This window comes from Pseudomonas sp. AP3_22 TE3818, assembly GCF_053628995.1.
Window position 1 is genome coordinate 6,460,093 of record NZ_JBRJHL010000001.1, and the last position, 25,646, is coordinate 6,485,738.

General features: G+C 61.2%; 26 protein-coding genes and 1 tRNA gene. 7 read left to right on the plus strand and 20 right to left on the minus strand.

Going from position 1 to position 25,646, the window contains the following annotated elements; translation table 11 throughout:
• Nucleotides 1-36: 36 nt before the first annotated feature.
• The 3 genes from AB7M25_RS29300 to gabD all read right to left on the minus strand — a co-directional run bounded on the left by AB7M25_RS29300 (nucleotide 37) and on the right by gabD (nucleotide 4,304).
• Nucleotides 37-1,251 (minus strand): response regulator, encoded by a 1,215-nt coding sequence (locus tag AB7M25_RS29300; RefSeq protein WP_104450793.1) that lies wholly within the window; start codon nucleotides 1,249-1,251, stop codon nucleotides 37-39.
• Nucleotides 1,252-1,387: 136 nt separating this feature from the next.
• Nucleotides 1,388-2,665: a 4-aminobutyrate--2-oxoglutarate transaminase gene (gene gabT / locus AB7M25_RS29305; protein WP_007975624.1), complete on the minus strand. Its 1,278-nt coding sequence runs from the start codon at nucleotides 2,663-2,665 to the stop codon at nucleotides 1,388-1,390.
• Between the two features lie 196 nt (nucleotides 2,666-2,861).
• Nucleotides 2,862-4,304 carry an NADP-dependent succinate-semialdehyde dehydrogenase gene (gene gabD, locus AB7M25_RS29310; protein ID WP_104450792.1) on the minus strand — a complete coding sequence of 481 codons (1,443 nt, stop codon included), beginning with the start codon at nucleotides 4,302-4,304 and terminating at the stop codon, nucleotides 2,862-2,864.
• 348 nt (nucleotides 4,305-4,652) lie between these two features.
• On the opposite strand from gabD, the gene AB7M25_RS29315 reads away from it, so the two are divergent.
• The 4 genes from AB7M25_RS29315 to AB7M25_RS29330 all read left to right on the plus strand — a co-directional run bounded on the left by AB7M25_RS29315 (nucleotide 4,653) and on the right by AB7M25_RS29330 (nucleotide 6,449).
• A tRNA-Arg gene (locus AB7M25_RS29315) sits at nucleotides 4,653-4,729 on the plus strand.
• A 278-nt stretch (nucleotides 4,730-5,007) separates the two neighbouring features.
• A complete protein-coding gene (locus tag AB7M25_RS29320) occupies nucleotides 5,008-5,517 on the plus strand; it encodes a hypothetical protein (RefSeq protein WP_102700142.1) in 510 nt (169 codons plus the stop codon).
• Between the two features lie 10 nt (nucleotides 5,518-5,527).
• On the plus strand, nucleotides 5,528-6,058 hold the full coding sequence (locus tag AB7M25_RS29325) for a DUF5384 family protein (RefSeq protein ID WP_429387390.1): 531 nt from the start codon (nucleotides 5,528-5,530) through the stop codon (nucleotides 6,056-6,058).
• A gap of 61 nt (nucleotides 6,059-6,119) precedes the next feature.
• On the plus strand, nucleotides 6,120-6,449 hold the full coding sequence (locus AB7M25_RS29330) for a hypothetical protein (protein WP_429387387.1): 330 nt from the start codon (nucleotides 6,120-6,122) through the stop codon (nucleotides 6,447-6,449).
• A 78-nt stretch (nucleotides 6,450-6,527) separates the two neighbouring features.
• On the opposite strand, the gene AB7M25_RS29335 is transcribed toward AB7M25_RS29330, so the two are convergent.
• Together AB7M25_RS29335 and AB7M25_RS29340 are read right to left on the minus strand one after the other, a co-directional pair.
• Nucleotides 6,528-6,791: a hypothetical protein gene (locus AB7M25_RS29335; RefSeq protein WP_429561023.1), complete on the minus strand. Its 264-nt coding sequence runs from the start codon at nucleotides 6,789-6,791 to the stop codon at nucleotides 6,528-6,530.
• Nucleotides 6,792-6,834: 43 nt separating this feature from the next.
• Nucleotides 6,835-7,395 (minus strand): YbhB/YbcL family Raf kinase inhibitor-like protein, encoded by a 561-nt coding sequence (locus AB7M25_RS29340; protein WP_218475562.1) that lies wholly within the window; start codon nucleotides 7,393-7,395, stop codon nucleotides 6,835-6,837.
• Between the two features lie 139 nt (nucleotides 7,396-7,534).
• Here AB7M25_RS29340 and AB7M25_RS29345 point away from each other — a divergent pair, with 139 nt between their 5' ends.
• Nucleotides 7,535-9,064, plus strand: a complete 1,530-nt coding sequence (locus AB7M25_RS29345) for an FAD-dependent oxidoreductase (protein WP_454238321.1) — start codon at nucleotides 7,535-7,537, stop codon at nucleotides 9,062-9,064.
• A gap of 72 nt (nucleotides 9,065-9,136) precedes the next feature.
• On the opposite strand, the gene AB7M25_RS29350 is transcribed toward AB7M25_RS29345, so the two are convergent.
• The 11 genes from AB7M25_RS29350 to AB7M25_RS29400 form a co-directional block, all read right to left on the minus strand.
• Nucleotides 9,137-10,642, minus strand: a complete 1,506-nt coding sequence (locus AB7M25_RS29350; RefSeq protein WP_454238322.1) for a YdgA family protein — start codon at nucleotides 10,640-10,642, stop codon at nucleotides 9,137-9,139.
• Nucleotides 10,643-10,925: 283 nt separating this feature from the next.
• Complete coding sequence (locus AB7M25_RS29355) at nucleotides 10,926-11,561, minus strand: NADH:ubiquinone oxidoreductase subunit N (RefSeq protein ID WP_104451604.1); 636 nt, start codon at nucleotides 11,559-11,561, stop codon at nucleotides 10,926-10,928.
• A 93-nt stretch (nucleotides 11,562-11,654) separates the two neighbouring features.
• Nucleotides 11,655-13,103, minus strand: a complete 1,449-nt coding sequence (locus AB7M25_RS29360) for an efflux transporter outer membrane subunit (protein WP_454238323.1) — start codon at nucleotides 13,101-13,103, stop codon at nucleotides 11,655-11,657.
• Nucleotides 13,100-13,987 (minus strand): efflux RND transporter periplasmic adaptor subunit, encoded by an 888-nt coding sequence (locus AB7M25_RS29365; protein ID WP_429397663.1) that lies wholly within the window; start codon nucleotides 13,985-13,987, stop codon nucleotides 13,100-13,102. Before AB7M25_RS29365 ends, AB7M25_RS29360 begins: the two co-directional genes overlap by 4 nt.
• Nucleotides 13,984-14,193 carry a DUF1656 domain-containing protein gene (locus AB7M25_RS29370; protein WP_007975639.1) on the minus strand — a complete coding sequence of 70 codons (210 nt, stop codon included), beginning with the start codon at nucleotides 14,191-14,193 and terminating at the stop codon, nucleotides 13,984-13,986. The genes AB7M25_RS29365 and AB7M25_RS29370 overlap by 4 nt, the downstream gene beginning before the upstream one ends.
• Nucleotides 14,190-16,262 carry an FUSC family protein gene (locus tag AB7M25_RS29375; RefSeq protein ID WP_429387370.1) on the minus strand — a complete coding sequence of 691 codons (2,073 nt, stop codon included), beginning with the start codon at nucleotides 16,260-16,262 and terminating at the stop codon, nucleotides 14,190-14,192. The genes AB7M25_RS29370 and AB7M25_RS29375 overlap by 4 nt, the downstream gene beginning before the upstream one ends.
• Nucleotides 16,259-16,687: a MarR family winged helix-turn-helix transcriptional regulator gene (locus AB7M25_RS29380; RefSeq protein ID WP_454238324.1), complete on the minus strand. Its 429-nt coding sequence runs from the start codon at nucleotides 16,685-16,687 to the stop codon at nucleotides 16,259-16,261. The genes AB7M25_RS29375 and AB7M25_RS29380 overlap by 4 nt, the downstream gene beginning before the upstream one ends.
• A 132-nt stretch (nucleotides 16,688-16,819) precedes the next feature.
• Entirely contained in the window at nucleotides 16,820-17,101 is a 282-nt protein-coding gene (locus AB7M25_RS29385) for a type II toxin-antitoxin system RelE family toxin (RefSeq protein ID WP_007975642.1), read from the minus strand.
• Entirely contained in the window at nucleotides 17,091-17,336 is a 246-nt protein-coding gene (locus AB7M25_RS29390; protein WP_007975643.1) for a type II toxin-antitoxin system prevent-host-death family antitoxin, read from the minus strand. Before AB7M25_RS29390 ends, AB7M25_RS29385 begins: the two co-directional genes overlap by 11 nt.
• An 82-nt stretch (nucleotides 17,337-17,418) precedes the next feature.
• Nucleotides 17,419-17,664 (minus strand): DUF2789 domain-containing protein, encoded by a 246-nt coding sequence (locus AB7M25_RS29395; protein WP_429387367.1) that lies wholly within the window; start codon nucleotides 17,662-17,664, stop codon nucleotides 17,419-17,421.
• A gap of 132 nt (nucleotides 17,665-17,796) precedes the next feature.
• Nucleotides 17,797-18,258, minus strand: coding sequence for an aminoacyl-tRNA deacylase (locus AB7M25_RS29400; protein ID WP_104451600.1), 462 nt, complete (start codon nucleotides 18,256-18,258; stop codon nucleotides 17,797-17,799).
• 199 nt (nucleotides 18,259-18,457) lie between these two features.
• On the opposite strand from AB7M25_RS29400, the gene AB7M25_RS29405 reads away from it, so the two are divergent.
• Both AB7M25_RS29405 and AB7M25_RS29410 read left to right on the plus strand, forming a co-directional pair.
• Entirely contained in the window at nucleotides 18,458-18,991 is a 534-nt protein-coding gene (locus AB7M25_RS29405) for an NfeD family protein (RefSeq protein ID WP_104451599.1), read from the plus strand.
• Nucleotides 18,992-18,993: 2 nt separating this feature from the next.
• On the plus strand, nucleotides 18,994-19,752 hold the full coding sequence (locus AB7M25_RS29410; protein WP_429387365.1) for a slipin family protein: 759 nt from the start codon (nucleotides 18,994-18,996) through the stop codon (nucleotides 19,750-19,752).
• A gap of 18 nt (nucleotides 19,753-19,770) precedes the next feature.
• Here AB7M25_RS29410 and AB7M25_RS29415 read toward each other — a convergent pair whose 3' ends face one another.
• The 4 genes from AB7M25_RS29415 to AB7M25_RS29430 form a co-directional block, all read right to left on the minus strand.
• Nucleotides 19,771-21,354 carry a glycosyltransferase family 39 protein gene (locus AB7M25_RS29415; RefSeq protein WP_429387363.1) on the minus strand — a complete coding sequence of 528 codons (1,584 nt, stop codon included), beginning with the start codon at nucleotides 21,352-21,354 and terminating at the stop codon, nucleotides 19,771-19,773.
• Nucleotides 21,355-21,471: 117 nt separating this feature from the next.
• On the minus strand, nucleotides 21,472-23,019 hold the full coding sequence (locus tag AB7M25_RS29420) for an efflux transporter outer membrane subunit (RefSeq protein WP_429561031.1): 1,548 nt from the start codon (nucleotides 23,017-23,019) through the stop codon (nucleotides 21,472-21,474).
• Nucleotides 23,016-24,080, minus strand: a complete 1,065-nt coding sequence (locus AB7M25_RS29425) for an HlyD family secretion protein (RefSeq protein WP_454238325.1) — start codon at nucleotides 24,078-24,080, stop codon at nucleotides 23,016-23,018. The genes AB7M25_RS29420 and AB7M25_RS29425 overlap by 4 nt, the downstream gene beginning before the upstream one ends.
• A gap of 26 nt (nucleotides 24,081-24,106) precedes the next feature.
• Nucleotides 24,107-25,639 carry an MFS transporter gene (locus tag AB7M25_RS29430; RefSeq protein WP_454238326.1) on the minus strand — a complete coding sequence of 511 codons (1,533 nt, stop codon included), beginning with the start codon at nucleotides 25,637-25,639 and terminating at the stop codon, nucleotides 24,107-24,109.
• Nucleotides 25,640-25,646: the final 7 nt, after the last annotated feature.

Here is a 25,646-nt window from a genome sequence, read left to right on the forward strand (position 1 = left end):
TGGCAAGCCAGCTCCTACAAGGGTAAGCGGGGGAGCTTACTTCTTGCGCAACCGCATCAGCTCCGGCAAGCCGATCTTGAGCAACCGCGCCGTCCGGCTCTTGGCCAGCTCCTCGATGCCCTCATGCTCGGTCAGGCGCGCCATCTGCGCCGCCATGTTCATCACCAGCGCTTCGCGGGAATAAACCCCGCCACCGAGCTGGTAGGCCGCCGCAATCAGCTCCCGCAACTCCAGCGGCAGGCGCCAGCGTGTACGCAGGGCCGAGCCATAGGCCGCGCCATATTCAACCAGCGCCTCACCCACTTCTTCCAACTCGTCCAGTGCGCCGCCAGCCTGTTGCCATTCCTGCAGACAGCGCAGCAACGCCAGATCGCCGAGACGATGCAACATGCCGGCGCAATAACAACGCTCCTGGTCCAGATCGAGCAAGCGCGCCAGGGTTCGCGCGTATTCGGCAGTGTGCAGTGACAGCTCCCAGTAACGCTCGGCATAGTCGGCCAATTGCGGATCGCTGAGCCGGGCACTGCGCTTGAGCGCGAGGCCGAGAATCAGGTTCATGCTCTGTCCGGTGCCCAGGCGATGCAGCGCCTGGGACAGGGTTTGCACACCGGCGCCGCGGTGCTGGGCCGCGCTGTTGGCAGCGGCAATCAGCACAGCCGTGACCTGCGGATCGGTGCGGATTTCGTCTTCCAGCACCGTCAGGTCGAGGCCATTGGGATTGAGGCTGCGTTTGACCGCGACTTGCACGTCGGTCATCAGCGGCGCGCCGTCGGCCAACTCCCGTCGACGCTCCAGAAACACCGACAACGTCATGCCCGGCGCCAGCGCCGGCACTTCGCACGAGACTTCTTCCCCCGCGTGCAGCAGCAACCCCTGCAACCGATGGGTCAGGCTTTCCATATTCAGGGGTTTGGTCAGGTACGCGGCCGGCGCCAGCGGCAAGGCCTCGCGCACGCTGGCACTGTCGTTGCGACTGCTCATGAGGATGAAGGGCAGCGGCGGGTTGCGTTTGCGCTGGCGAATGTTGCGCAGGACATTCAGGCCATCGACACCCGGCAACTCCCAATCGGCGATGACCAGGTCATAAGGGTTGGCAGCCAATAACTCCAGCGCCTGCTGGCCATCGGCGCACAAATCCAGCCGCGCATCGCAGCGTACGTTCAACAACACTTCCTTGAGCAGATCCCGGGACCAGGGGTCGGCCTCGGCGATCAGTACTCTCGGAACCGCGGGTAAAATGACAGTCGTCATACAGCTCTCCCTGGCAATGCAGGAACCTTAGCCAATGCGGGCCATTCGATACAGCGTTAATGCGCGGGATGTGTTTCCAGGGGCATGAAAAAACCCGCCGAAGCGGGTTTTTTGTCGATCAGGTCACACTAAGTGATCACAGCTCGGCGAAGCACTCTTCGATGATCGCCAGGCCTTTGTCCAGTTGCTCGTCCGGCGAGGTCAGCGGTACCAGGACGCGCAGAACGTTGCCATAGGTGCCGCAGGACAGCAGGATCAGGCCCTTGTCGCGAGCTTTGGCCACAACCGATGCCACAGCGGCGGCGTTCGGCTTGTGGCTGTCGCCGTTTTCGAACAGCTCGACAGCGATCATTGCACCCAGGGCACGGACTTCGCCGATCACCGGGTACTTGGCCTGGATGGCCTTCAGACCAGTCACCAGACGCTCGCCAACGGCCTTGCAACGATCCAGCAGGTGCTCTTCTTCGAACACTTCCATCACGGCCAGGGCCGCGGCGCAAGCGATCGGGCTACCGGCGTAGGTGCCGCCCAGGCCGCCTGGAGCGATGGCGTCCATGTACTCGGCCTTGCCACACACACCGGCCAGCGGGAAGCCGCCAGCGATGGATTTGGCGAAAGTGGTCAGGTCGGCAGCAACGCCCATCTGTTCCATGGCGAAGAAAGTACCGGTACGGCCAGCGCCAGTCTGTACTTCGTCAGCGATCAGCAGGATGCCGTGCTGGTCGCACAGGGCACGCAGACGCTTCATGAACTCTTTTGGAGCCACGTAGAAACCACCTTCGCCCTGAACCGGCTCGATGATGATCGCGGCGATGTCTTTCGGCTCGGCGTCGTTCTTGAAGATGCGTTCGATGGAAGCGATCGAATCGTCGATGCTTACGCCGTGCAGTTCGTTCGGGTACAGCGCTCGGAAGATGCCGCCTGGCATCAGGCCCATGCCGGCCGAGTAAGGCACGACTTTACCGGTCAGGCCCAGGGTCATCATGGTGCGACCGTGGTAGGCGCCGGTGAAGGCGATCACGCCGGCACGGCCAGTAGCGGCACGGGCGATCTTGATCGAGTTTTCCACGGCTTCGGAGCCGGTGGTCACCAGCAGGGTTTTCTTGGCGAAATCACCTGGCACCTTGGCGTTGATTTTTTCGCACACTTCTACGTACGGCTCGTAGGCCAGCACCTGGAAGCAAGTGTGGGTCAGCTTGTTCAGCTGCTCGGTCACGGCCGCGATGATTTTCGGGTGCACGTGGCCGGTGTTGAGCACGGCGATACCGCCGGCGAAGTCGATGAACTCACGACCTTCAACGTCGGTCACGGTCGCGTTCTTCGCAGACTCGGCGAAGATCGGGTGAATCTGGCCAACACCACGTGGAACTGCATTGGTACGGCGGGCCATCAAAGAAGCGTTAGTCTTGCTCATACATTCCTCATTCACCGCTCATCGGGCGGCGTGGTTCAAGGATTAAGCAGCGGGGAACAGCGGCGGCAGCATGCGATGATCGACTGCCACGGCATTCCCGGCCACCGAGAATATTCCGGTTTTACGCACGCAAAGGGACAGCGCTCTCGTGCCCTTTGCGTTTCAAGCAATGCCTTCCCGGCTTATACCTTCGAGCTTAGATGCCCAGGCAGAGATATTTGATTTCCAGGTAATCTTCGATGCCGTACTTGGAGCCTTCACGGCCCAGGCCCGAGGCCTTGATGCCGCCGAACGGCGCGACTTCGTTGGAGATCAACCCGGTGTTGACGCCGACCATGCCGTATTCCAGGGCTTCAGCCACACGGAACACACGGCCCAGGTCGCGAGCATAGAAGTACGAGGCCAGACCGAACTCGGTGTCGTTGGACATCGCGATCACATCGGCTTCGTCTTTGAAGCGGAACAGTGGAGCCAATGGACCGAAGGTTTCTTCCTTGGCCACGGCGGCGTTGTTCGGCACGTTGGTCAGGATGGTCGGCTCGAAGAAGTTGCCTTCCATCGACTTGCCGCCGGACAGCACGGTGGCGCCTTTGGAAATGGCGTCAGCGATGTGCTCTTGCACCTTGGCCACGGCTTTTTCGTCGATCAGCGGGCCAGTGGTGGTGCCGTCTTCCAGACCGTTACCGATCTTGAGCTTGGCCACAGCCACTTTCAGCTTCTCGGCGAACGCGTCGTAGACCGAATCCTGAATGTACAGGCGGTTGGCGCAGACGCAGGTCTGACCGTTATTGCGATACTTGGAAATGATCGCGCCTTCGACGGCCTTATCCAGGTCCGCGTCGTCGAACACGATGAACGGCGCGTTGCCGCCCAGCTCCAGGGACACTTTCTTGATGTCCTTGGCACATTCCGACATCAGTTGACGACCGATTTCGGTCGAACCGGTGAAGGACAGCTTGCGTACGATCGGGTTGCTGGTCAGTTCGCTGCCGATGTCGCCGGCGCTGCCGGAAACAACGCTGAACACGCCAGCCGGGATGCCGGCACGCTGGGCCAGTTCGGCCAGGGCAAAGGCCGAGAACGGGGTTTGCGAAGCAGGCTTGAGCACCATGGTGCAACCGGCGGCCAGGGCCGGGCCGGCTTTACGGGTGATCATGGCAGCCGGGAAGTTCCACGGGGTGATTGCAGCGGTCACGCCGATTGGCTGCTTGATCACGATCAGGCGCTTGTCTGGCTGGTGGCCCGGAATCACGTCACCGTAGATGCGCTTGGCTTCTTCGGCGAACCACTCGATGAAGGAAGCGGCGTAGACGATTTCGCCCTTGGCTTCGGCCAATGGCTTGCCTTGTTCCAGGGTCATCAGGCGAGCCAGGTCGTCCTGGTTCTCGATGATCAGTTCGAACCAGCGACGCAGCTTGTTCGCACGTTCTTTGGCGGTCAGTGCACGCCAGGCCGGCAGCGCTTTGTCAGCGGCTTCGATTGCACGGCGGGTTTCGGCAGCGCCCATTTTCGGCACGGTGCCCAGAATTTCGCCCGTTGCCGGGTTGTTGACCTTGATCGTCTGACCATTGTCGGCATCAACCCACGCGCCATCGATGAAGGCTTGCTGGCGGAACAACTGGGTGTCTTTAAGCTGCATGTCGGCTTTCCTTAACAGCACCGCGCACGCGCGGAGCAAATTATGATTGTAGAAAGGCGCCTCGATAGGCTGCCGTCAGGGAAATCATTCACCGGGCTGAAGCACATAAATAGCGCACTGATTGAACTCGTGCGGTTCAGCACCCAGACAAGAGCGTTTGAAATCTCAAACGAATCCTAGGATCAAAGGGGGTAAAGGACAATAGGCTGTTCGAAAAAAAGAACGAAAACGACGCTTTTGCCCGTATTTTCTGATCAACGTAGCAAACGCCCGTTACAGCTTTAAAAAAACGCAGGCGATTCAGCAGCATGGACGCCCGCAGTGCATATGAGTATCATGGCGCCCGCTGCACCAGTAGCTCAGCTGGATAGAGTACTGCCCTCCGAAGGCAGGGGTCGTGGGTTCGAATCCCGCCTGGTGCACCATACGTTGTAACGAGAAAGCCTCAGGCCTTATGGGCCTGGGGCTTTTTTGTGGGCGTGTGTTCGCCGTCATGGATGCGGCCCCCTTCTAGAGAAACTACCCCCGAACGTTGCGCATAACGACGCGCTACCCGGCTCCAGCCTGGCACACCCAATCCTCCCTCGCTCCAAACTTTTCTTGGCCTTACCTTGTTCAGTTTGATTAGAATAGTGGCACATTGCCCTCAAATCACAATGGATTGTCCCGCTCGGGATTTCTTACGCTCATAGAGATATTGGAAATGATGATGCTAAAACGCTGCCTGGTGCTTTCGATTGCTGCTGTTCTTGCTGGATGCCAAACGTCCGGTGAGGAATATCAAGCAGATGTATTCGACGCCAGTCAGGTAAACAGCCAGCAGGAAGCTAAAACCGTAAAAATCCTGACGATTTCGCCGAGCAAGATAAAAGTCAGCAACGAAAAGAACAAAAAAGCCGCCATGATGGCGGGTGGGGTGCTGGGTCTGATCGGTGGTGCCGCTCTGGGTAACACGAAAAACACCGACACGGCCATTGTCGGCGGTGTAGCCGGTGGCGCTGCAGGCGCCATGGCAGGCTCGCTGGTCAATGACACCACCCTGGTACCGGGCGTGCTGATTGGTTATTCCGAAAGCGGCAAGATCTACACGTCTGCCCAGGTGGGTCGCCCTTGTGAGTTCAAGGTTGGCGAAATCTCCCTGATGGTGATGACGGTCTCCAACGAAACACGCATTCAGCCGAATGCGACCTGTCCAGAACCCAAGAAGAGCTAAGGGGTCGGACATGAAACATATTGTTCTGGGCTCCGCCCTCGCACTGCTCACCCTGCCGGTATTGGCAAACCAGTTCGACAGCCTGTATCAAGTCGAACAGCAGACCAAACAGACTGAAGCAGCCGCTCAGGCCGAACGCGTCCGCCAGGCGGCAGCCGACCGGGCACGCGAGGATGCTCGTATCGCGGCTGACCGTCGGCAACGGGCAGCGGCACAGCAAGCTGCGCAGCAAAAGGCCCTTGAGCAGCGCAAGTCACAGGAGCTTGAACACAAGCGTGTTCAAACCCGTGAAGAAGGCTACGAAGACGAGCTACGCGCACTGGAGCTGGAAGAGCGCCGCCTGGCACTGCAGGCGAAACGCGCGCGCACCGCACGCGCCAACGACTACATCGATGCGGAGTTGCGTGACAGCGCGGCACGCACCGACGTGATCCAGTCTGAAGCCGACTCGGCACGCAATGTGACCTCAGGTGCCAAGGCTCTTCTGGAAGATTCCGGCAAGGCTGAAGTCAATCGCTCCAGCCGCTTGTTCGGCGAGTAATCCTCCTATCGATCTGCCCCGGACTCTGGTCCGGGGCATCCGTTATCAGAGATGAATTCCTATGCTGCGTTTATGTACGCTGATTGCCGCAGGCCTGCTCCTGAGCGCCTGCTCCAAAGAAGATCCCAAAGCCCAGGTCCCCGCTGTCGACCTGCACGGACGCCTGGTGGTGGATCAGGAGATGACTGACAGTCGTCAAGCCCAGGGTATCAATGGTGAATATTACAAGCGCGTCCTCACCGTTAATGGCCAGGATTTGATCTTTGCCGATTTCATCAAGCAATATTGCTCCGACACCAACACCCGCGACGAAACTTGCCTGAAAGCCTTTCGCATCAAGAAAATCGATGATGTCAGCGGCGCAACCAAGTTTCTCCCCAACGGGCTTTAACGCTTGTAATTACGCCAGTCACAACACTTCAGGGCTTTTGCCTGGACCCCAAAAAAAAACCGCCAAAGGCGGTTTTTTTCATTCTGTGGTCCAGTCGAACTCGTCGTACTCATCCTCGTCGTCCTCGAAAAGCTCCTCCTCAAGGTCGTCGTCTTCAACAACGTCCTCTTCCGGCTGGTTCAGCAGAAAATCCTTGCGACTCTCGGTAATCGCTCGCCGCAGTTCTTCACCCTTTTGCGGGCAGTTGAGCATTTGGGCGATGCGGTCGATTTTTTTTGCCACGGCATCCTCCAACGCATCGGCTATGGCCTGATAGTGCGCGCTTTCGGGGGCGGATGCCAAATCCCCACGATGCTTCGCACTTCAGTTTTCTGCAAATCCGCGTTTAGCGGTGATAGCGCCGTACCACGCTGCTGTTTCTCAGGACGTGGCCTTTGATTTTTTCCAGCAGCTGCGCACGGGTCAGGCCGGCGGGCAAGGCGTCCGGGGCCAGGTCCAGGGCGTAGATCTGGATGATGTAGTGGTGCGCGCTATCGCCAACAGGCGGGCAAGGGCCGATGTAGCCGATGGTGTTTTGGCTGTTGGTACCGCCAACGCCCTCGAGGCCGGGTTTACTCCCGGCACCGGCCGGGATCTGGTGGGTGCCGGCCTTGATGCCGTAATGCACCCACTGATCGATGCCCTGGCCTTTCTGGCCGTCCGGGTCGTGCATGACGATGGCATAGCTTTGGGTGGCAGCCGGGCCGGCGTTCCAGTTCAATGCCGGGGAAATGTTGTGTCCGCCACAACCTGCGGAATCGCTCGCAGCGGCCGATGTGAACAGACGGTCATCGGAAACTCCGGGAATATTCAGGGTAAAGCGTTCCTGGGCCTGCGCCGGGAACTGCACGCAAAGGGCGACAGCGGCGGCTGCGAGCCAAGCGTTGATTGAGGTCAATCGGGTCATACCGGAGCACCTTGTGCGTGTTGGGCCGTCGTCGGCGTGCAAACTATAGCCGGACCGTTCACGCCGTGGCAGGGGGGAATTGGCTGAACCTCGCGATAAGCACCAGACTCATAAGTAAACGTCTGTCTGGAGAGCAATCATGACTCTGCATCGCGTTGCGCGTGTCACCAATGTGCCCGAAGACCGGGGTCTGGAAGTGCAAGTCCAGGGCAGCAAGATTCTCCTGTTGCGGGCCGGTGAGCAACTTCGCGCTTATCAGGCCGAATGCCCGCATGCCGGCGCCCCGCTGGCTGACGGTGCAGTATGCAACGGACGCCTGACCTGTCCGTGGCACAAGGCGCAGTTTCGGATCGAGGATGGCGGCCTGTGCGAACCGCCAGCCCTGGACAGTCTCAAGCGCTATCCCCTCGAGGTCCGTGACGGCGACATCTGGGTCAGCGACCAGCCATTATCGGACGCCCACACGCCACCGGCCGACGATCCACGAACCTTCATCATTATCGGCGCTGGCGCGGCAGGCACGGCGGCAGCGGCGGCGTTGCGCGAGAAAGGTTTCGGTGGCCGGGTGCTGTTGATCGACCGCGAAGCCGATGCCGGATACGACCGCACCGCGCTGAGCAAATACGTGATCGCCGGGGAAATGCCGCCGCAGGAGGTTCCGCCGCTGCGCGACGAGGCGTTTTACCGGGAGCAGCGGATCGAGCGCCTGCAGGGCGAAGTGGCCAGCCTGGACGCATCAAACCGCACACTGCGGCTGACTGACGGCCAATCACTGACCTACGACGCCGCGCTGCTGGCCACCGGCGGCATACCCAACTTGTTGACGCTGCCCGGCGCCGACTTGCCGCAAGTGTTCGTTTTACGCTCCAGAGCCCATGCGCAGCAGATTCTGCACAGCGCCAGCGCCGGCCAGCGTGTGGTGATCATCGGCGACAGTTTTATTGCCATGGAGTCCGCCTCGTCCCTGCGCCAGCTTGGCCTGGACGTGACCGTGCTGGCCCGCCACGCAGTGCCATTTGCCAAACAGTTCGGCGAAACGGTCGGCAAGGCCATTCGCGCGCGGCATGAAGCCCATGGCGTGATGTTTCATACCCAAGGCAATGCGGCGCAGATCGAAGGAACGGACAAGGTCGAAGCCGTGCGCCTGGACAACGGCCAACGCCTGGCGGCCGATCTGGTGCTGGTCGGCATTGGCGTCACGCCGGCCACCGCCGCTTTCACCGGGCTGGCGAAAGAACAGGATCAGTCGCTGCGTGTCGACGGCGCAATGCGCGTGGCCGACGGCCTCTGGGCGGCTGGCGATATCGCCACCTTCCCGCTGAACAACCAATACGTGCGCATCGAACACTGGCGACTGGCCCAACAACAGGCGCGGATCGCAGCGGCCAATATGCTGGGCGGGGACGAGCATTACCTCGACGTGCCGTTTTTCTGGACCTGGCATTTCGGCAAGACCTACGACTACCTCGGGCACGCCGAGGCCTGGGACGAAGTCGAGTTCAAGGGCGACCCTTACGATCCGCCCTTCATAGGCCTGTTCGGAAAAAATGGCGTGGTGTCCGCGGCGCTAGCCTGCGAGATGGACCGGGCCATGGCGATGCTTGCCGAGCGAATGAAACAACCGTTGCCCTGGGATGAGGCATGGCGCCTGATCCGTGACGTTAACTAGCGATGCCGGACAGCAAAACGCCCAGCATCTGCGCAATGCAGAGGCCGGGCGTTCCCAGGTAAACGGCCGCCGTTATTCGGTGGCGCCAGTTTCCGCAAACTTGCTCATGACAAAACCGGCAAACTCTTCGACGGTCATTTTCTGGCCGTTGAAGTCCACCTGATTGTTGGCGTAACGCAAGGTGGTGACGATGTTGTTGCCGTCCAGTTTTGCCAGTTGGCTGCCGACCGCCATGCTGCTGAACATGTCTGCGGTGGCGGTGGCCTGATCGGCAATCAGCTTGGCGTCGGTCTGACCGTCGATTTGCGACTGCACGGTGAGCACGTCGACCAGCATGGGTTTGGACACTTGCAGTTTGAAGTCCAGCAGTGCGATCAACTGCCTGACCAACTGATCGGTCGGCAGGTCAATGGCTTGTGGCTTGGTCAGGTCGAGCACCATGTTGGCATGGCTCTCGCCGTTGGCGGTGTTGAACGACAGGTTTTCCAGAGCCACTTGCGGCCCGGCCGCCAGCAGTTTTTCCAGGCTGGATTTGAGCAGCGCTTCTTCGGCTTCGGTCAGTTTCAGCTCCGGTGCCGGCAGGCCCGCGGCCGTCGCTTCGGCCGCCGCACGCTCATACGGTTGCAGTTTGCTCTGGTAGACCTGCATCAACGACATCGTGGCCGGAATGTCGAGGTTCTTCACGCTCATGGCCAGCGCACCGGAACCGATGGCCTTGCCGTTCAGGGACACTTCGCCAACTTTGTAATCGGCACGCCCGGAAGCGTTGCTGCCCTTTTCTTCCGTCAGGTTCTTCATCTCGAATTTCTTGAAGTCCAGCACCGACTGCTTGACGCCAAAAGTCGATTTGCCGCTGGCCAGTTCAAGGACGTTCTCGCCGATGTAGAAACCGTAGGTACTTTTGGTCAGGTTGCTGGCCAGGGTCAGGCCGTTCAACTCAACCTGCACCGGTGCCTGGTCTTCGGAAACGGTGGTCACTTTCAGGCTGTCCATGTAGCCGTTGGCCTTGACCTTCTGCGCCTTGGCGCTGGCGTCGACGTCCATGCTCAGGCCGGAGAATTTCATGCTCGACTTGTCATCCAGCGCCATTTCCAGCGGCTGCAACTCGAAGGTGCCATTGGTGGCATTGTCATAGCCGATGTTGACCACGCCGGTCAGTGGGGATTTGTCCTTGGCGGCGGCAAACCACTTCTCGGTGAGCGGGGTCTTTTCCAGTTCGTAGTGACTGGTCGCCAGGACCGGCAGCCACTTCAGCGACATCAGCCGCGAGAACGGCAACGGGCCGTGTTCGATGTGATCGACAAACAGCAGCTCGACCGGTGCTTCGCCGAACATTTCACCTTCGCCCTTGAGACGATAGTGCGCGGTGCTGCTGAATACATGACGCTCCAGCGATACCAGCTCCAGCGACGCGGTGCCGTTGGAACCGACCATGGCCGCTTGCAGCTCCTGGTTGGCATCGGCAATCGAGCTATTGAGCACACCTTCAAGCCTGGTGCCGGTGAACCAGGCTCCGCCTGCGCTGATGGCACCGATTGCGACAACAATTCCCAGTAGCACGCCTGCTGATTTGTTCATGTATGACCCGTTCAATGTCCGTTGTTGAAAGTGTGGTCGTCTTCCCTGAACCCATGACGGGTTGCGGCTCGACTGCGCTGAAAGTGGAATGCAGATTAGCATCAGGCGCGACGAACGGCCCAATGATTAAAGGTGAAAGAGTGTCTTGGGGGGGGTTCACAAAGGGCACAGAGTTTTGGCGGATGTCCTGCCGTCATCGCTGGCAAGCCAGCTCCTACAGGTATCGAGTGATCCTTGTAGGAGCTGGCTTGCCAGCGATAGCGTCAGAACAGCCAACACAGAATCAGGAATACTGGACTTCGATCTCATCCAGCTGATGATCAAAGCTTTTAAGCCGCGCCGTCCAGGTGTACACCAGCACTTCGAAGTCGCGGTTGATCACCGCTCCACCCGTCACTTCCGCGCGTGGGTCGCAGACGTCCAGTTGATAGCGTTCGCGGGCCATGGCCGTGGCGACATCGGCCAGTTCCCGGGCATTGCTGAGCCAGTGCCGACCGTCGTCAGCCACTTGCCGGTCCAGCGCCAGGCATTGTTTTTTCAGGGTATCGAGGCTTTTTTCCAGCGGCGTGCCGGTCAATTCGCCCATGACTTCCTGAAACGTGCGCCCCGGTTGCCAGTAACTGCCCCAGAAATAACGGTCGAACACCGTTTCGACACGACGCAACGCCACCTTGGTATCCCAGATCAGGACCAGGGTCTTGCCTTGTTCGAGTTGTCTTTTTTTGATGCGCTGATTCTGGACCGACGCCCAGGCCACCACCGCAACGGACATCACGGCTATCAACGCGACGGCACTGTCGAGGAACGCCAGAGCCTTGTCGATCTGGTGGGCCAGCATGACGCCGTAGAAATAGGTGGCCGACAGCAGCACCAACGCCACGACGGCGCACCAGAAGCCGAGAGCATAAGGGTTTTTCATTGTTGGTTTCCCCCTGACCTGCGCGAGCCTTGTGCGAAGAAAGGGCGCTTTGCACGAGGCGCCCTTCCAACACTTCAAAGCATAGCAACGGCCTCAGGGTTTGCCGGAGTTCGACGCTTGCGTTCGTCCGCTTTCCCAGCCGCCGCCCAACGCCAGGAACAAATCGATCTGGCTGGCGGCCACCTGGGTGTTGGCAGCGGCCAATTGCGCCGTGACATCCGTGTAGGTGCGGGTCGCTTGCAGGTCCGCCAGGAATGATTCGCGGCCGGCCTGGAAGAAGCGATGGGTCTGTTCAGCCGCCAGTTTGGCCGATTGCTCGGCATCGGCCAAGGCGTCGCGGCGTTGCAGTAAGGCCGTGTATTGGGCAAGGCTGGTCTGGGTTTCACGAATCGCGTTGAGCACCACCCCATCAAAATGCGCCAGTGTCGCCTGGGTCACCGCCTCGGCTTCGCGGATGCGCGCCCGGGCGCCGTTGGTCGGCACCTTCCAGGTCAGCGACGGGCCAAAGCCCCAGCGGTTGGTCGATGGGTCGCCGAGATCGTCGAGAATACCGACGGTACCGATGGTCGCGCCGATGCTGATATTCGGGTACAGCTCACCCGTGGCAACACCGATACCGGCCGTCGCGGCCGCCAGCCGCCGCTCGGCCTGCCGCACATCGGGGCGACGCTTGAGCAACGCGGCGCCATCGCCCACCGGAACCAATTGCGCGATTTTCGGCAGCTCATCGCAGGTGGCGGTGCCGGCCGGCAGTTGGTCCACCGGCTTGGCCAGCAACATCGACAGGCGATACAGCCCGGCCTGACGTGAGGCCTCATAGCGCGGCATGTCGGCGCGCAGGGATTTGAATTGGGTTTGCGAGCGGGTGACCTGGGTTTCATCGCCACGCCCGGCATCGCGCAGGCGCTGGATCAGTGTGGTGCTTTGCGCTTGCAGGTCGAGGGAGTGCTGGGCGATTTCCCGCTCTTCATTGGCCGCGCACACCTGGGTGTAGGCCCGTACCACGTCGGCCACCACGGTGATGCGTGCCGTATCGGCGGCGGCCTGCGTCGCATCGGCATTGGCCTTGGCCGCTTCGATACCGCGCTGCAAGGTACCGAACAGGTCGAACTGATAGGACGCGCTGATGCCGATGTCGCCAATGTTGGCCACCGGCACTTTTTCCGGTATCAGGAACGCCTGGCCGGACTCCTGCAAGCGCTGGGCCCCCATCTGCACGCCGCCGCTCCAGCCGCCTGCCGCTTGGGCCTCATCCACCTGAGCGCGAGACCGCAACAGGCTGGCCGCCGCCACGCGCAAATCGGTGTTGGAGGCCATGGCCTGCTGTACCAGCTGGTCGAGTCGCGGGTCCTTGTACAGGCGCCACCAATCGGCCGGTACCGGTGCGGACACCACCGTTTTGCCGTCGACCGCCAGATCGCCCTGGAAGTCTGGACGATGGACAGCCGCCTCTTCGGGCAAATGATAATCCGGCCCGACCATCTGGCACGCCGACAGCAGCAAACCTAAACCGGCGACCGCCAAACCCGAGGCCTTGCTCATTGCGCCGGCTCCCGTTGCTGATCGTCGATGATCGATACCGTGGCGGTGCGCCCGGCGATCATGCGGAAATCTTCCGGCACGTCATCGAAGGCGATGCGCACCGGAATCCGTTGGGCCAGGCGCACCCAACTGAAGGCCGGATTGACGTTGGGCAGCAGGTTGTTGCCGCTGGTGCGGTCGCGATCTTCGATACCGGCAACGATGCTTTCCACGTGCCCGCGCAAGCGCGCATTGTCGCCGATCACCCGGATGTCGACGCTCTGGCCGATATGGATGCCGTTCAGTTTGGTTTCTTCGAAATAGCCGTCGATGTGGAACGAGTTGCTGTCGACCACCGACAACACCGGACGCCCGGCGCTGACGAACTCCTGGGCCCGTGGCGCACGGTCGTTGACGTAGCCGTCCACCGGGCTGCGGATCACCGAGCGGTCGAGGTTGAGCTGCGCGCTGTCCACCGCCACCTGGGCTTCCATCAGGGCCACCTGGGCGCGGGCCACTTTCGATTGGCTTTCTTCCAGTTGCTCACCCGGCACCAGGTTACCGAGGCCTTTGTTTCGCTTGGCCTCGCGCTGGGCCTGGGCCAGGGTTTCTTCGCGATCGGCGACAGCCGCCTTCGCTTGACGCAGGGCCAGCTTGAAGCGGTCCTGATCGATGCTGAACAGCACCTGGCCGCGCTTGACCAACTGGTTGTCACGCACCTCCACTTGCTGGATCAACCCGGAAACATCCGGCGCGATTTGCACGATGTCGGCACGGATGTGCCCATCGCGGGTCCAGGGCGCGAACATGTAATACATCACCATGCGCCAGACCACGACCACGGCGAAGCTCACGATCAGCAGGGTCAACACCACGCGACCAAGGGTTAGAAAGGGTTTTTTCATGTCATCAGGTATCGACTGAGTGAGTCCACGGCGCCAAGCAGCAGGGCGTAGAGGGCCACGTTGAACAATGCCCGGTGCCAGACCAGACGGTAAAAGTGCAGGCGCGTCAGCACCCCGTGCACCAACAGGTACAACACATACGTAATGCCCATCAGCACCAGCAGCGTGGGCAGAAACACCCCGCTGACATCCAGGTCACCGATCATAAAGGCGCTCCATCAATGCCATGGGGAAGCGGTTCTTCGGGCTCGGCGGCACCGACGAATTCGACGCCGGGCAACAGTGCCAGGCGCAGGCCGCTCAGGGCGTGCAGCAGATGCCGGCGGGTTTCGTCATCGCCGACACCGCTGAGGGCGCGACGCGTGCGGTCGAGGGTCATCAGCAGCGGGCTCGGTGCCTGCAAGCGCTCACCGGCCTTGAGACAGGCCTTGAAGTACTCGCCCACCTCGGCCACCACCTGGCGCAGCAGCACCTGCGGCACACCGAGGACCCGCGGCGTATAAGCGAGCAGGTCCAGCAGATTCAGCGCCACCCGCACTTCCCGCAGGGCCACGCCGGAGTCCTGGCCGGTCATGGCCAGGCGCGGCAGGTGCTGCATCAGCCGATCGAGCATCTTTATGCCCAACAGCCGATGTTCGGACAACGTGGCCGGCTCGGAGAGGCCGACAATGTCACGCCAGCTGAAACGGGTCAGGCGCTTGGCTGCCAGTTCGGCCCCGAACGGCCGGGCGATCAGGGTCCAGATAAACGCGAACAGCAGCCCCATGGGACCGGCCAGGTTGGAGTTGGCGAAGCTGAGGAAGTCGGCGTCGTAGGCACCCTGAATGCTGATGAAGGACGAGGTGTTGACCAGTGTCAGCAACATACCCAGGTAAAACTGCGGCTTGACCGTCAGGGTGCCGACGCAAATGAACGGCACGGCAAACGCCAGCACCAGCATCGGAAAGTCATGCAGGTTGGGCAGCACCAGAAACAGATAAAGGCTGGCGAACACCACCGACATCGCCGTCCAGAAAAAGAACCGGTAAATCTGCGGCGCCGGGTCGTCCATCGAGGCGAAGAAGCTACACGCCACAGCCGCCAGGATCACGGCGCTGCCGCCATCGGTCCAGCCGAGCAGAATCCACAACACCGAGGCCACGATAATCGCGGTGACGGTGGAAGCCGCGGAATACAACATCAGGCCGCGATCCAGAAACGGGGACAGCCGCCCCAGCCGCCAGTGCCGATACACCGCACGCCAGCTGTCCTGGCTTTCGCACTGGATGGCGTATTGCAGGCTGCGGCAGTCCTGCCACAAATCGATCCACTCGCCGAGACGATAAATCGCGTTGGAGAACAGCAGCTGCTTGCGATCATCCAACGCTTCGGGGGCAGGTTGCAGGGCCTCCAGTTGATCCTTGAGTGCTTGCCAGCGGTCGAGGTCGGCATCCTTGTGCTCGAGCCATTCGGTGGTGGCCGTCAGCAGCGGCGCGAACTTATCCACAAGCTCGGGCGTACGCCGTTCCAGGGCATAAAGCGCGTCGTCAAGGGCATCGACTACCGGCAGCAGGTGAATCATCCGCCCACGCAACTCCTTGGTGTTGCGCACCGTTTGCGGACGCGAACCTTCGTGGGGCAACTGACCGATCATCAACTCCAGGGAGTTGAAGGTGGCGACCATCGATGCGCGCAACGCACTGACCTCTTCAGGCTGCACGTTGCGGCTGAGGAAACGCAGGCTGTAGGTCGATGCATCGGTAAACCATTTGCTCACCGAATCATTGAACACCGGTGCCAGGCGCCGCGGCCAGAACATGGCACCGACCACCGCCGCCACGGCGATGCCGAGAAAGATTTCTTCGGTCCGCGCCTCGGCCACGTCCCACACCCCCAGCGGGTTGTTCACCACCGGCAGGGCGATCAACGGCAAGGTGTAACCGGCGAGCATCAAGGCGTAGTTGTTCGCAGTGCGCAAATGCAGGGACAGAAACAGCAGCGTGCCGGTCCACAGCGCAATCACCACCACCAGCACGTAGGGGCTCTGCACGAACATCGGCACGAACAGCACCGCCGCCGCCGCGCCGATAAAGGTGCCGACTGCCCGGTACAACGCCTTGGAACTGGTAGGGCCGAGAAACGGGCTGGAAACGATGTACACCGTGGCCATCGCCCAGTACGGACGCGGCATTTGCATGAGCAGGGCGATGTACAGCGCGATCATCGATGCGGCAAAGGTGCGGACCCCGTAGAACCAGTCTCGCGCCGGGGGCATGCCTGCGAAAAATCCGTTCAAGAGTTGGCCACCGATGGCGGCGTGGCCGCTTCAAAAGCTCTCAGTACCCGCAGCGTAGCTTCCAGATCACTCTGGTCAATGCCTTCAAGGACCTCCTGGCGCAAGCGCACCAGCTCCACTTCGACCGCCTGCACCAGCTCCCGGCCGGTTTCGGTCAGTCTCAGGCATTTGGCGCGGCGGTCCTGCGTATCTTCGGTCCGGCAGACGTAACCGGAATGGCACAGTTGATCCAGCAGGCGCACCAGCGATGGGCTCTCCATCCCGGCGGCTTGCGCCACCGTCACCTGGCGCACGCCCTCGCCCAGGCGCCCGATCATCAACAGCGGAACGGCGCAGGCTTCGGAGATTCCATAGTTGACCAGCGTGGTCTGGCAGATTTTGCGCCAATGCCTGGCGGCCACCACCATGGCGCTGCTGATGTTCATCTGGAGAACGTCGAGGTTGTTCGGCACGAGGGAAAATACACACTGTTAGTTTGCTAACTATCAATATTGCATTGGAGAGGATTTTCCGTCAAGTTTTGAAACAAATACGTAACAGCGACCTGCCGAGAGCCCTCAACGTTTCCTGGCGCGCTCATACACCTCACTGCGTTCACGCTTTCCTACTGCAACGACAGAAACAACAATGCGCTCATCTATCACCTCGTAGACGAGTCGATACCCCGATGACCTCAGCTTGATCTTGTAGCAGTCAGGCATGCCATGCAGCGCGTCAGACTGGATTCGAGGCACCTCAAGCCGCTCTGACAGTTTCTTTTTGAATTGCTCACGCACGGTGTGCCCCAGCTTGTCCCATTCTTTGCGTGCAGACGGGAGAAATTCGAGCTTATAAGTCATCCAGCGTTACCGGGATCGGCGTTTCATGACGACGAGAACGCACGAGTTCCGCCAACTCCAAATCATCAAGGCGCTCCATCATGGCTTCGAACACATCGGCAGGAACCATGTAGCCCATGACGCGATTGTGATTGAGCACCGCAACAGGCCCTCCATGGGCGCCATTCAAAACGGCAGAGGGGTTTTTCTTTAGTTCAGACACGCTGACAGCCATATCGGCCAAAACATTTTGCATAATTAAGACCTCAAATAAGGTCTTAATTTTGGTCAATTCGTTCGATCAGAGCAACCTCTGTGAACCGCCGCCTATCCGTTATTTACACCCCCCGCCCCTTCCTCAACATCACATCCAGTTGGTCCACCACTTCCGCCCAATCCGCGTCATCGAGTATCTCCTCACGCAGAAGCTCCGCCTGGCTCTGGCTCCAGAAAAATGCATCCGCAAGGTGCAGTTCCGGTTTGAGCGGTGAATGGGTAGCAATGAATTTATCGATGCTTTCGGCGTCGTCCGGCAGGCCGAGTTGTTTGAACAGGGATGGCAGGTTGTGGGTCGGGCTTTCCATGTTGAACTCCTGGGGACCAATTTAGGGGACCGCTGCGCGGTCATTCGCGGGCAAGCCCGCTCCCACAGGTTAATCGCAGTCCCTGTGGGAGCGGGCTTGCCCGCGAAGACGTCAGCATTGGCAGTGCAAAACTCAATGACTCAACTCCCGCACCTCCGCATGGGGCACCATTTTCAGGAACTCGGGCATGTCCATACGCACCAGGTTGACGTGGTTACCCGCCTCCAGATAGATGTCTTTCTGCCGGGTCAGCAGCGGGTCGATGATCACCTCCAACCCATAGGACTCACCCAGCGCCGGTACGGCACCGCGTTCGCAATCGTCGAACAGGTGCGCCAGGTTGCTTTCGCGGGAAACCTGCCACTCACCGCTACTGCGGACCTTGCTCAGGTCAAGGTGACGGCTGGCGGGCAGCACGGCCATCAGGTAGTGCCCATGGTGATCGTCGAGGATCACCGATTTGGCCACCCGTTCGGCAGGAATACCGGCGACCCGCGCCGTTTCGAGGCTGCTGGCCGAGTGGGGGTGGCTGACGATGTCATATTCGCATTGAGCCTTTTCCAGGCTTCGCTGCACAGTTCTTGCCATACGCATGATGCACCTCGGTGTCCGCCGTGATTGCTGGCAGACGATGGTTAAAGCGTTGCTTGCGTAGTAAAAGTCTAGGCCCGCCGGCGTGATCCGGCGGGAAATCCGCCCATCGGCCGACGACGAGAATTGAGCAGAATTCATACAGGCCGAGGCTCAACTAAACTGTACTCAGAGCCACTCCCCGACTCTCCCGGAGGGTCAAGTGAACACGCGTTGCTGTGCAGTTGCGTTGCTGTTGGCGTTGAGCGGATCGGCCTGCGCTGCCGACACGGTTGTATTGCTGCTGCCCAATCCCGTGGGGATCTGGCTGATCACCTTCGGCATCGCGTTCCTGATCGCCGAGGCGGCCCTGCCCAATTACGGCGTGATCGGCCTGGGCGGCATCGTGATGTTCGTGATCGGCGCGGTGATCCTGTCCAACACCGAAGTGCCCGTGCCGTTGATGATCGGCCTGGCAGTGGTCAGCGCGTTGCTACTGATCTACCTGGTGATTCACGCCCTGAAGACCCGACCGCGCCACACCGTCAGCGGTGATGCCGGGTTGCTCGGCAGCGTGACGGCAGTGACGTCATTGCAGGCCGGCAACGCCTATGGCGGCTGGATTCATCTGCAAGGAGAACAATGGCAGGTACTCAGCGCTACGCCGCTGCAACCCGGGCAACGGGTGCGGGTGGTGGGGCGCAAGGGCTTGCTGCTGCAAGTGGCCGCGGCTGACGCGGCGCCGGGCGGAGAATAGTCATGGGTTTGCAATTAGGTCTTGTCGCGCTGCTGCTGTTGCTCATCGCACTGGCGGGGTCGACGTTCCGCATCCTGCGCGAGTACGAGCGCGGGGTGGTGTTCCAGCTCGGGCGCTTCTGGCAGGTCAAAGGCCCCGGCCTGATCCTGCTGATTCCGGTGGTCCAGCAAATGGTCAGGGTCGACTTGCGGACTGTGGTGCTGGACGTGCCGCCGCAAGACGTGATCACCCGCGACAACGTGTCGGTCAAGGTCAACGCGGTGCTGTATTTCCGCGTGCTCGATCCGCAGAAGGCCATCATCCAGGTCGAGGATTTCCTGGCCGCCACCAGCCAATTGGCGCAAACCACGTTGCGGGCGGTGCTGGGTAAACACGAACTGGACGAACTGTTGGCCGAACGCGAACGGTTGAACCTGGACATCCAGCAAGTGCTCGACGCCCAGACCGACGCCTGGGGCATCAAGGTCGCCAACGTCGAGATCAAGCACGTGGACCTCAACGAATCGATGGTCCGTGCCATCGCCAAGCAGGCCGAAGCCGAGCGGGAACGGCGCGCCAAGGTGATCCACGCCGAAGGCGAATTGCAGGCCTCGGAAAAACTCATGCAGGCCGCCGAAATGCTTGGCCGCCAACCGGGGGCCATGCAACTGCGCTACATGCAGACCCTGAGTTCGATTGCCGGCGACAAGAGCTCGACCATCGTCTTTCCATTGCCGATCGAATTGCTCAAGGGCATGGCTGACTTGTCGTCGAAATCTTGAAGGTTGCGATGTCGTCACTCATTGCCCGGCATTGCCGGACAGGTACAACCTCGCGACAACCCCACCGGCTTTCATCTGACGAGCGATCTGCCATTGCGCCGGCAACGGTGCAAACTCGTCCGGAACGTCGGCGGTACCGATCAGCCAGATTCTTCCCGTGCCCTTGGGCAGATCGCTCAAGTGGTCCAGATACACGTCTGGCGTCGTCAAGGTACCGAAACCATAGTCATTCGGCCGGCTCGAAGTGCCATCGGTTCGCGGCGGGGTGTACAGCAGGGGCTGGGTATTGGTGCGGTTGTAGTAGACGTAACTCAAGTACCAGAGCATGTCACTGGTGACGATCCGGTCGCCCGGCTGAAAATGCAGATTGACGTCCTCCACCAGGACATTGACCTGATCATGGACGTCTACCGTCGCATTGTTTTTCAGGCCCACCAGTTCCACACCGACGAACAGCACCAGCACCGTCAGGGCCAGCACCCGGGAGCCGCTGTACAGGCGATCGATCGCCAATGCCGCCAGCAACGGCAGGCCAAGCGCATAGGCGGTGAGGTATCGCTCGATGAATATCGGCGAAAAAAACGACACCGCGAACACCAGCAGCATCGGGACAAAGGTGTAGACCGCGAGCAACGCACTGCCGCGGGACACGCTTCGGTCACGCGCCAGCGCCACCCATGCCAGCAACGGCAAGGCCAAAGGCAAGGCAATGAAAAGCAGTACTGGCAGGCTTTCGCCGTCGTCCTGAGTCAGCAATGACCAGACCATCGAGGGTAAGGAGTCCAGACTGACGGGCAACTCCCAGCCAACATCGCCATTGGCCCTGAGCTGATCCAGGTGCCGAAGCAGGTCGACAAACCCCGGCAGCCACGGCAGATACAATGCCACGATAGCCACATTGGCCAGCCACCAGTCATTCCGCTGGATGTGCCGCAGACGATGCCCCGGCTGCACGCGGATGATCCCCAGGTACAACCAATGGCAGAGCACGCACAGGGCTGTGAAGTAATGGGTGTAAAACGCCGCGCTCATCAGCACGACATAGATCACCAGATAGCGCCGGCGCTGCGGCTTGCGGATCCAGTACACCAGCGCAATGGTTGCCCCCAGCAACCACAGTCCCAGCAGCGAATACATTCGCACTTCCTGGCTGTAGCGCACCGCCGTGGGCAGCAGCGCCAACAGGACGCCGGCCCATATTGCGGCTCGGCGGGTGGCGAGCCGATCGACCAGCCACACGCCGAGCCCGACCGAGGCGATCCCCGGCAGGGCGCTGAGGCAGCGGATCGACAATATGCCGTCGCCAAACATCGCGATCCAGCCGTGCAGCAGTATGAAGTACAGCGGCGGGTGCACGTCGTAGGCGGCGTGCACCCAGATGTCAGGTAATGAATAACGGGCCAGCAGCAGGCTGGAGCCCTCGTCGCCCCAAATCGCGGCAGCGGTCAGATCGTAGAATCGCACCAGCGCGGCCAATACCAGAATCGGCACCAGCCAATGCTCCCGCGCCCAGCGGATCAACGGTTGCGCGCCCCTGGCGAAACCAGGATTGGCGTGTGGTCCCTGAGTGTCGCCCATCGGCGTTTCTCTGCGCGCCTCCATTGCCTCCCCTTGTAAAGTTGAGTGAAGAGCCCGATTGTTTGCGCATCACTTTAGACCTTCAAGCCGAGCAACGTCGATGCCGACACGCTGATGGAGCGATAGCCGGCGGCTGCACCGTCAGCGCTGCGCCGTCTCGGTCAACGGATACACCGACTCCCACCCCCCACCCAACGCCTTGTACAACCCGACGGCCGCCAGCGACACGCCGGTCGAACTCTCGACCCACTGCTCCTGCGTGGCCAGCAACGCCCCTTGCACGGTGAGTACGGTGACGAAATCCACCACGCCCTCAACGTACTGCTGTTGCGCGGTGTCCAGCGCAATGCGGTTCTGACGCACGGCTTCGGCCAGGCTGTCGCGGCGTAATTGGCTGGCGTTGTAGGCGGTCAGTTGGTCATCGATTTCATGCCAGGCGCGCAACACGGTTTGCTGATAGGCAATGGCCGCTTCCTGTTGTTGTGCTTCGCGCAATTGGAGCACGCCCCGCAAACGCCCACCGTCGAACAACGGCAAGCTGAACTGCGGGCCGATCCCGAACGAACGCGAACCCCAGGAGCCGAAATCGCTCAGCTGCATGGCCTGGGAGCCGATGTTCCCCGACAGGGTGATGCGCGGATAGAAATCCCCCTTGGCTACGCCAATGCTGGCCGTGGCGGCATGCAGTCGCGCTTCGGCCTGGCGAATGTCCGGCCGACGCTCAGCCAGTTGCGAGGGCAAGCCAATGGCGACCTGGCGCGGCGTTTGTGGCACCGGGGCGTCTGTGGATAACTCCGCCGCCAATGCCTGGGGCGCTTCGCCCATCAACAGGCTCAAGGCATTGATCAGTTGCCACTGGCGCTGCTCCAGCGCGGGCAGGCGCGATTCGATGGCCGCCACCTGCGCGGCGGCTTCGGCGACATCCAGATCCGTCGCGACGCCGTCGGCCAGGCGCAGTTGCGAAAGCTTGAGGCTATGGCGGGCGACGTCGAGGTTCTGTTCGGTGACGAGCCGGGTGTTCTGCACACCGCGCAATTGAATGTAGTCCTGGGCGGTTTCGGCCAGCACCGACAGCAGCACACCACGCCGATCGTTCTCGGCAACCTCCAAAGTGGCGTCGGCCGCTTCGGTTTCCCGACGCACGCGGCCCCAGAAGTCCAGCTCCCAGGAAGCGGAAAAGCCGGCATTCCACAAGTTGAAGGCGGATTGGCCGTTGTGTCCTGACGGGTCGTTCAAGCCTTCACCACTGTTGCGATTGCGCCCGTAACTGCCACTGGCGGCCGTGTTGGGGTAGCGGTTGGCAGTGATGACCTGACGCACCGCACGACTTTGCTGCAAACGGCTGCCCGCCAGCTTCAGGTCGAGGTTGTCGGTCAGGGCGCGCTGGCTCAAGGCCGAGAGTTTCGGGTCGTGGAACACTTCCCACCAGCGCTCGGCCATTGTTTCGGCGATGGCCTGGCTGGCGGCGGATTTGGCCGGTTTTGCCCATTCGGTGATTTGCTGTGCATCAGGCTTCTGGAAGTCCGGGCCGACGGTGCAGGCTGACAGGCTCAGCACAAGCAAGGCAGAAAAAGTCAGGCGAGGCTGATGACCTCTTCGCGAGCAAGCCCGCTCCCACAGGGGAATGCGGTCAACTGTGGGAGCGGGCTTGCTCGCGAAGGCGCCAGCGCGATCAACGAAAATCTTCATCGCTGAACAACCTCTTTCGCCTTGGCGCTGACAGTATCAATACTCGCTTCCACCGACATCCCCACCCGCAAGCGCTCGGCCAGCGGTTGTCCCGGCTCCAGCACGATCTTCACCGGTATCCGCTGCACCACCTTGGTGAAGTTGCCAGTGGCATTGTCCGGCTTGATCGCGGCGAACGTCACCCCGGTGGCCGGTGCGATGCTTTCGACACGACCGTTGAGTGCCGCACCGCCCAGGCTGTCGACGCGCACTTGCACCGCCTGCCCCGGCTGCACATCAGTCAGTTGCGTTTCCTGGAAATTGGCCATCACATAAGCCTGCGCCAGCGGCACCACGGCAAGGATCTTGCTGCCCGGCGTCACGTAGGCACCGACCCGCACCGCGCGCTCTCCGACCATACCGTCCTGTGGCGCCACGATCCGCGTATAGGACAACTCGTAGCTGGCCATTTCCAGCTTCGCTTGCGCCCGCTTCAGACCACCTTCTGCCGCATCGCGCTGGGCCGTCAGGATCTCCACCTGCTTGCGCTCCGCCGCCAGTACCGCCGTGGCATTGGCCAGCCGCGCGCCGGCCTGGTCGATGCGTGTTTGCGCCTGTTGCGCATTTTGCACCGTGCCGGCGCCCACCCCGGCGAGGTGCTTGTAGCGGTTCAATTCATGCTCGGCAAAGGCCATTTCCGCCTTGGCCGAAACCACCGAGGATTGCGCCTGGGCAATCACCGAGGCCTGGCGCTCCAGGGTCGCCCGGGCGTTTTGCAGTTGCGCCCTGGCCACCAGCGTTTCGGCGTCGGCGGCCTGAGCGGCGGCGCGCAAATCCCGGTCATCGATCAGCGCCAGCAATTGCCCCGCCTTGACCTGCTGGTTGTCCTCGACCAGCACTTCCTTGATAAACCCGGCGACCCGCGGCACGACCAGGGTGAAATCCGCCGAGACGTAAGCATCGTTGGTGTTCTGCTGGGTACGCTGGCCGAACAGGCCGGGCATTGCCAGGTACAACGCCCCTCCGACGGCCAATGCGACGGCCACGGCCACCGCGACTTTCTGCTTTGCTTGGGTGTTCATAAAAACCTTCTGTTTCAGTGGAGCATTCAGGTCGGTGTGCGCGGCGGATAGATCCGCGTCGGCAGCCAGAAAATCAGCAGGATCAAGGTCACGGCGACACCGGCCATGCACAGGTAAAGATCAGAGGACGTGAGCACCAGCGCTTGCTCATGCAGACGATGAGCGAGACTTGCGCTGTCGCGCTCGGTCAGCGGCGAGTTGCCGAGACGATCGACCAGCATGGTCGAGTGAAAATGCAGACGTGCCGTGGTCAGCGCTTCGATCACCCCGGTGGCGATGACCGCCGACAGGCCTTTGACAGTGTTGAACCAGGCCGATGCGAACGGCCCTTGCATCGGGTTGATGCTGCCGGTGGACAGCATCAGCAGCGGCAACACCGCCATGGGCTGACCGAAAATCTGCAGCCATTGCAGCACATAGAAATCGTCGCGAATCCACGCGGACGTCAGTTGCGAGCCGCCGACGCACGACAACGCCAGCATGCTCAGGCCGATGCCCAATACCCAGCGGCAATCGACCCAGCGAAAGTTGCACAGCGTCGCCACCAACGGCAGCGCAATCAATTGCGGCAGCGCCGCCAGCAGCATGATCGGTGCGGTCTGCACCGGGCGATAACCCTGAACCTGCGCCAGGTAGCTGGACGGAATGATGATCACCGCCTGCAACACCACCAGCACGCCCGCCAGGGTCAGCAGGGCAAAGGACAGGTTACGGATGCCGAGCATCTGCATCTTGAAAAACGGCATCGGCTGCGCCCACTCGCCGCCCAAAAACAGCACCAGCAGCAACAGCCCGCCACCGAGCAATCCGCAGATCAGGTTCGACTCGAACCAGTCCAGGCGGTTGCCCTGCAGGATGCCGATCACCAGCATGCAGATGGCGGGAAAGCCCAGCAGCAATCCGCGCCAGTTGAAGGACTTGAAGCGCTCCAGGCGCAGCGGGTCCTGGGGCAAGCCATACGCTACCGCTACCATGGCAATCAGGCACGGCGCGATGATTTGCCAGAAAGTCCATTGCCAGCCGACGTATTCGGTCCACAGCCCGGCCAATGGCGTGCCCAGGCCCGGACCGAACGTCGCCGTCAGGGCATAGCCGGCCAGGCCATACAACTTCACGTTGGCGGGCAGAAACCGCAGGGCCACGGTCATCAACATGGGGGGCAGTGCGCCGCCCGCCAGGCCTTGCAAGGTGCGCAGCAATAGCAGGCTTTCGTAATTCGGGGCGAAGGGGCACAACACACCCAACAGGGTGAACAGGCTGATGGCGCACAGGGTGAAACGCCGCAACGAGAACGTCACCGCACACCAGGGCGCAAACGCCATGGCCGCCACCGACGTCGCGGTGTAACAGGCGACCAGCCAGGTGCCTTCGTCGTAGCCGATGGCCAACGCACCGCGGATGTCGGCGAGCGCGACCTTGGTCACCATCTCGTTCAGGCCCGACACCAGCACCGCCAGCAGCACGCCCACCAGGCCGATGATGATCCGCGGGCCGAAGACCGGCGGTGCGGCTGCCGTGCTGGCCGCCGCGACAGGTGCCGTGACCGTAAGGGAAGTCATGTACTGC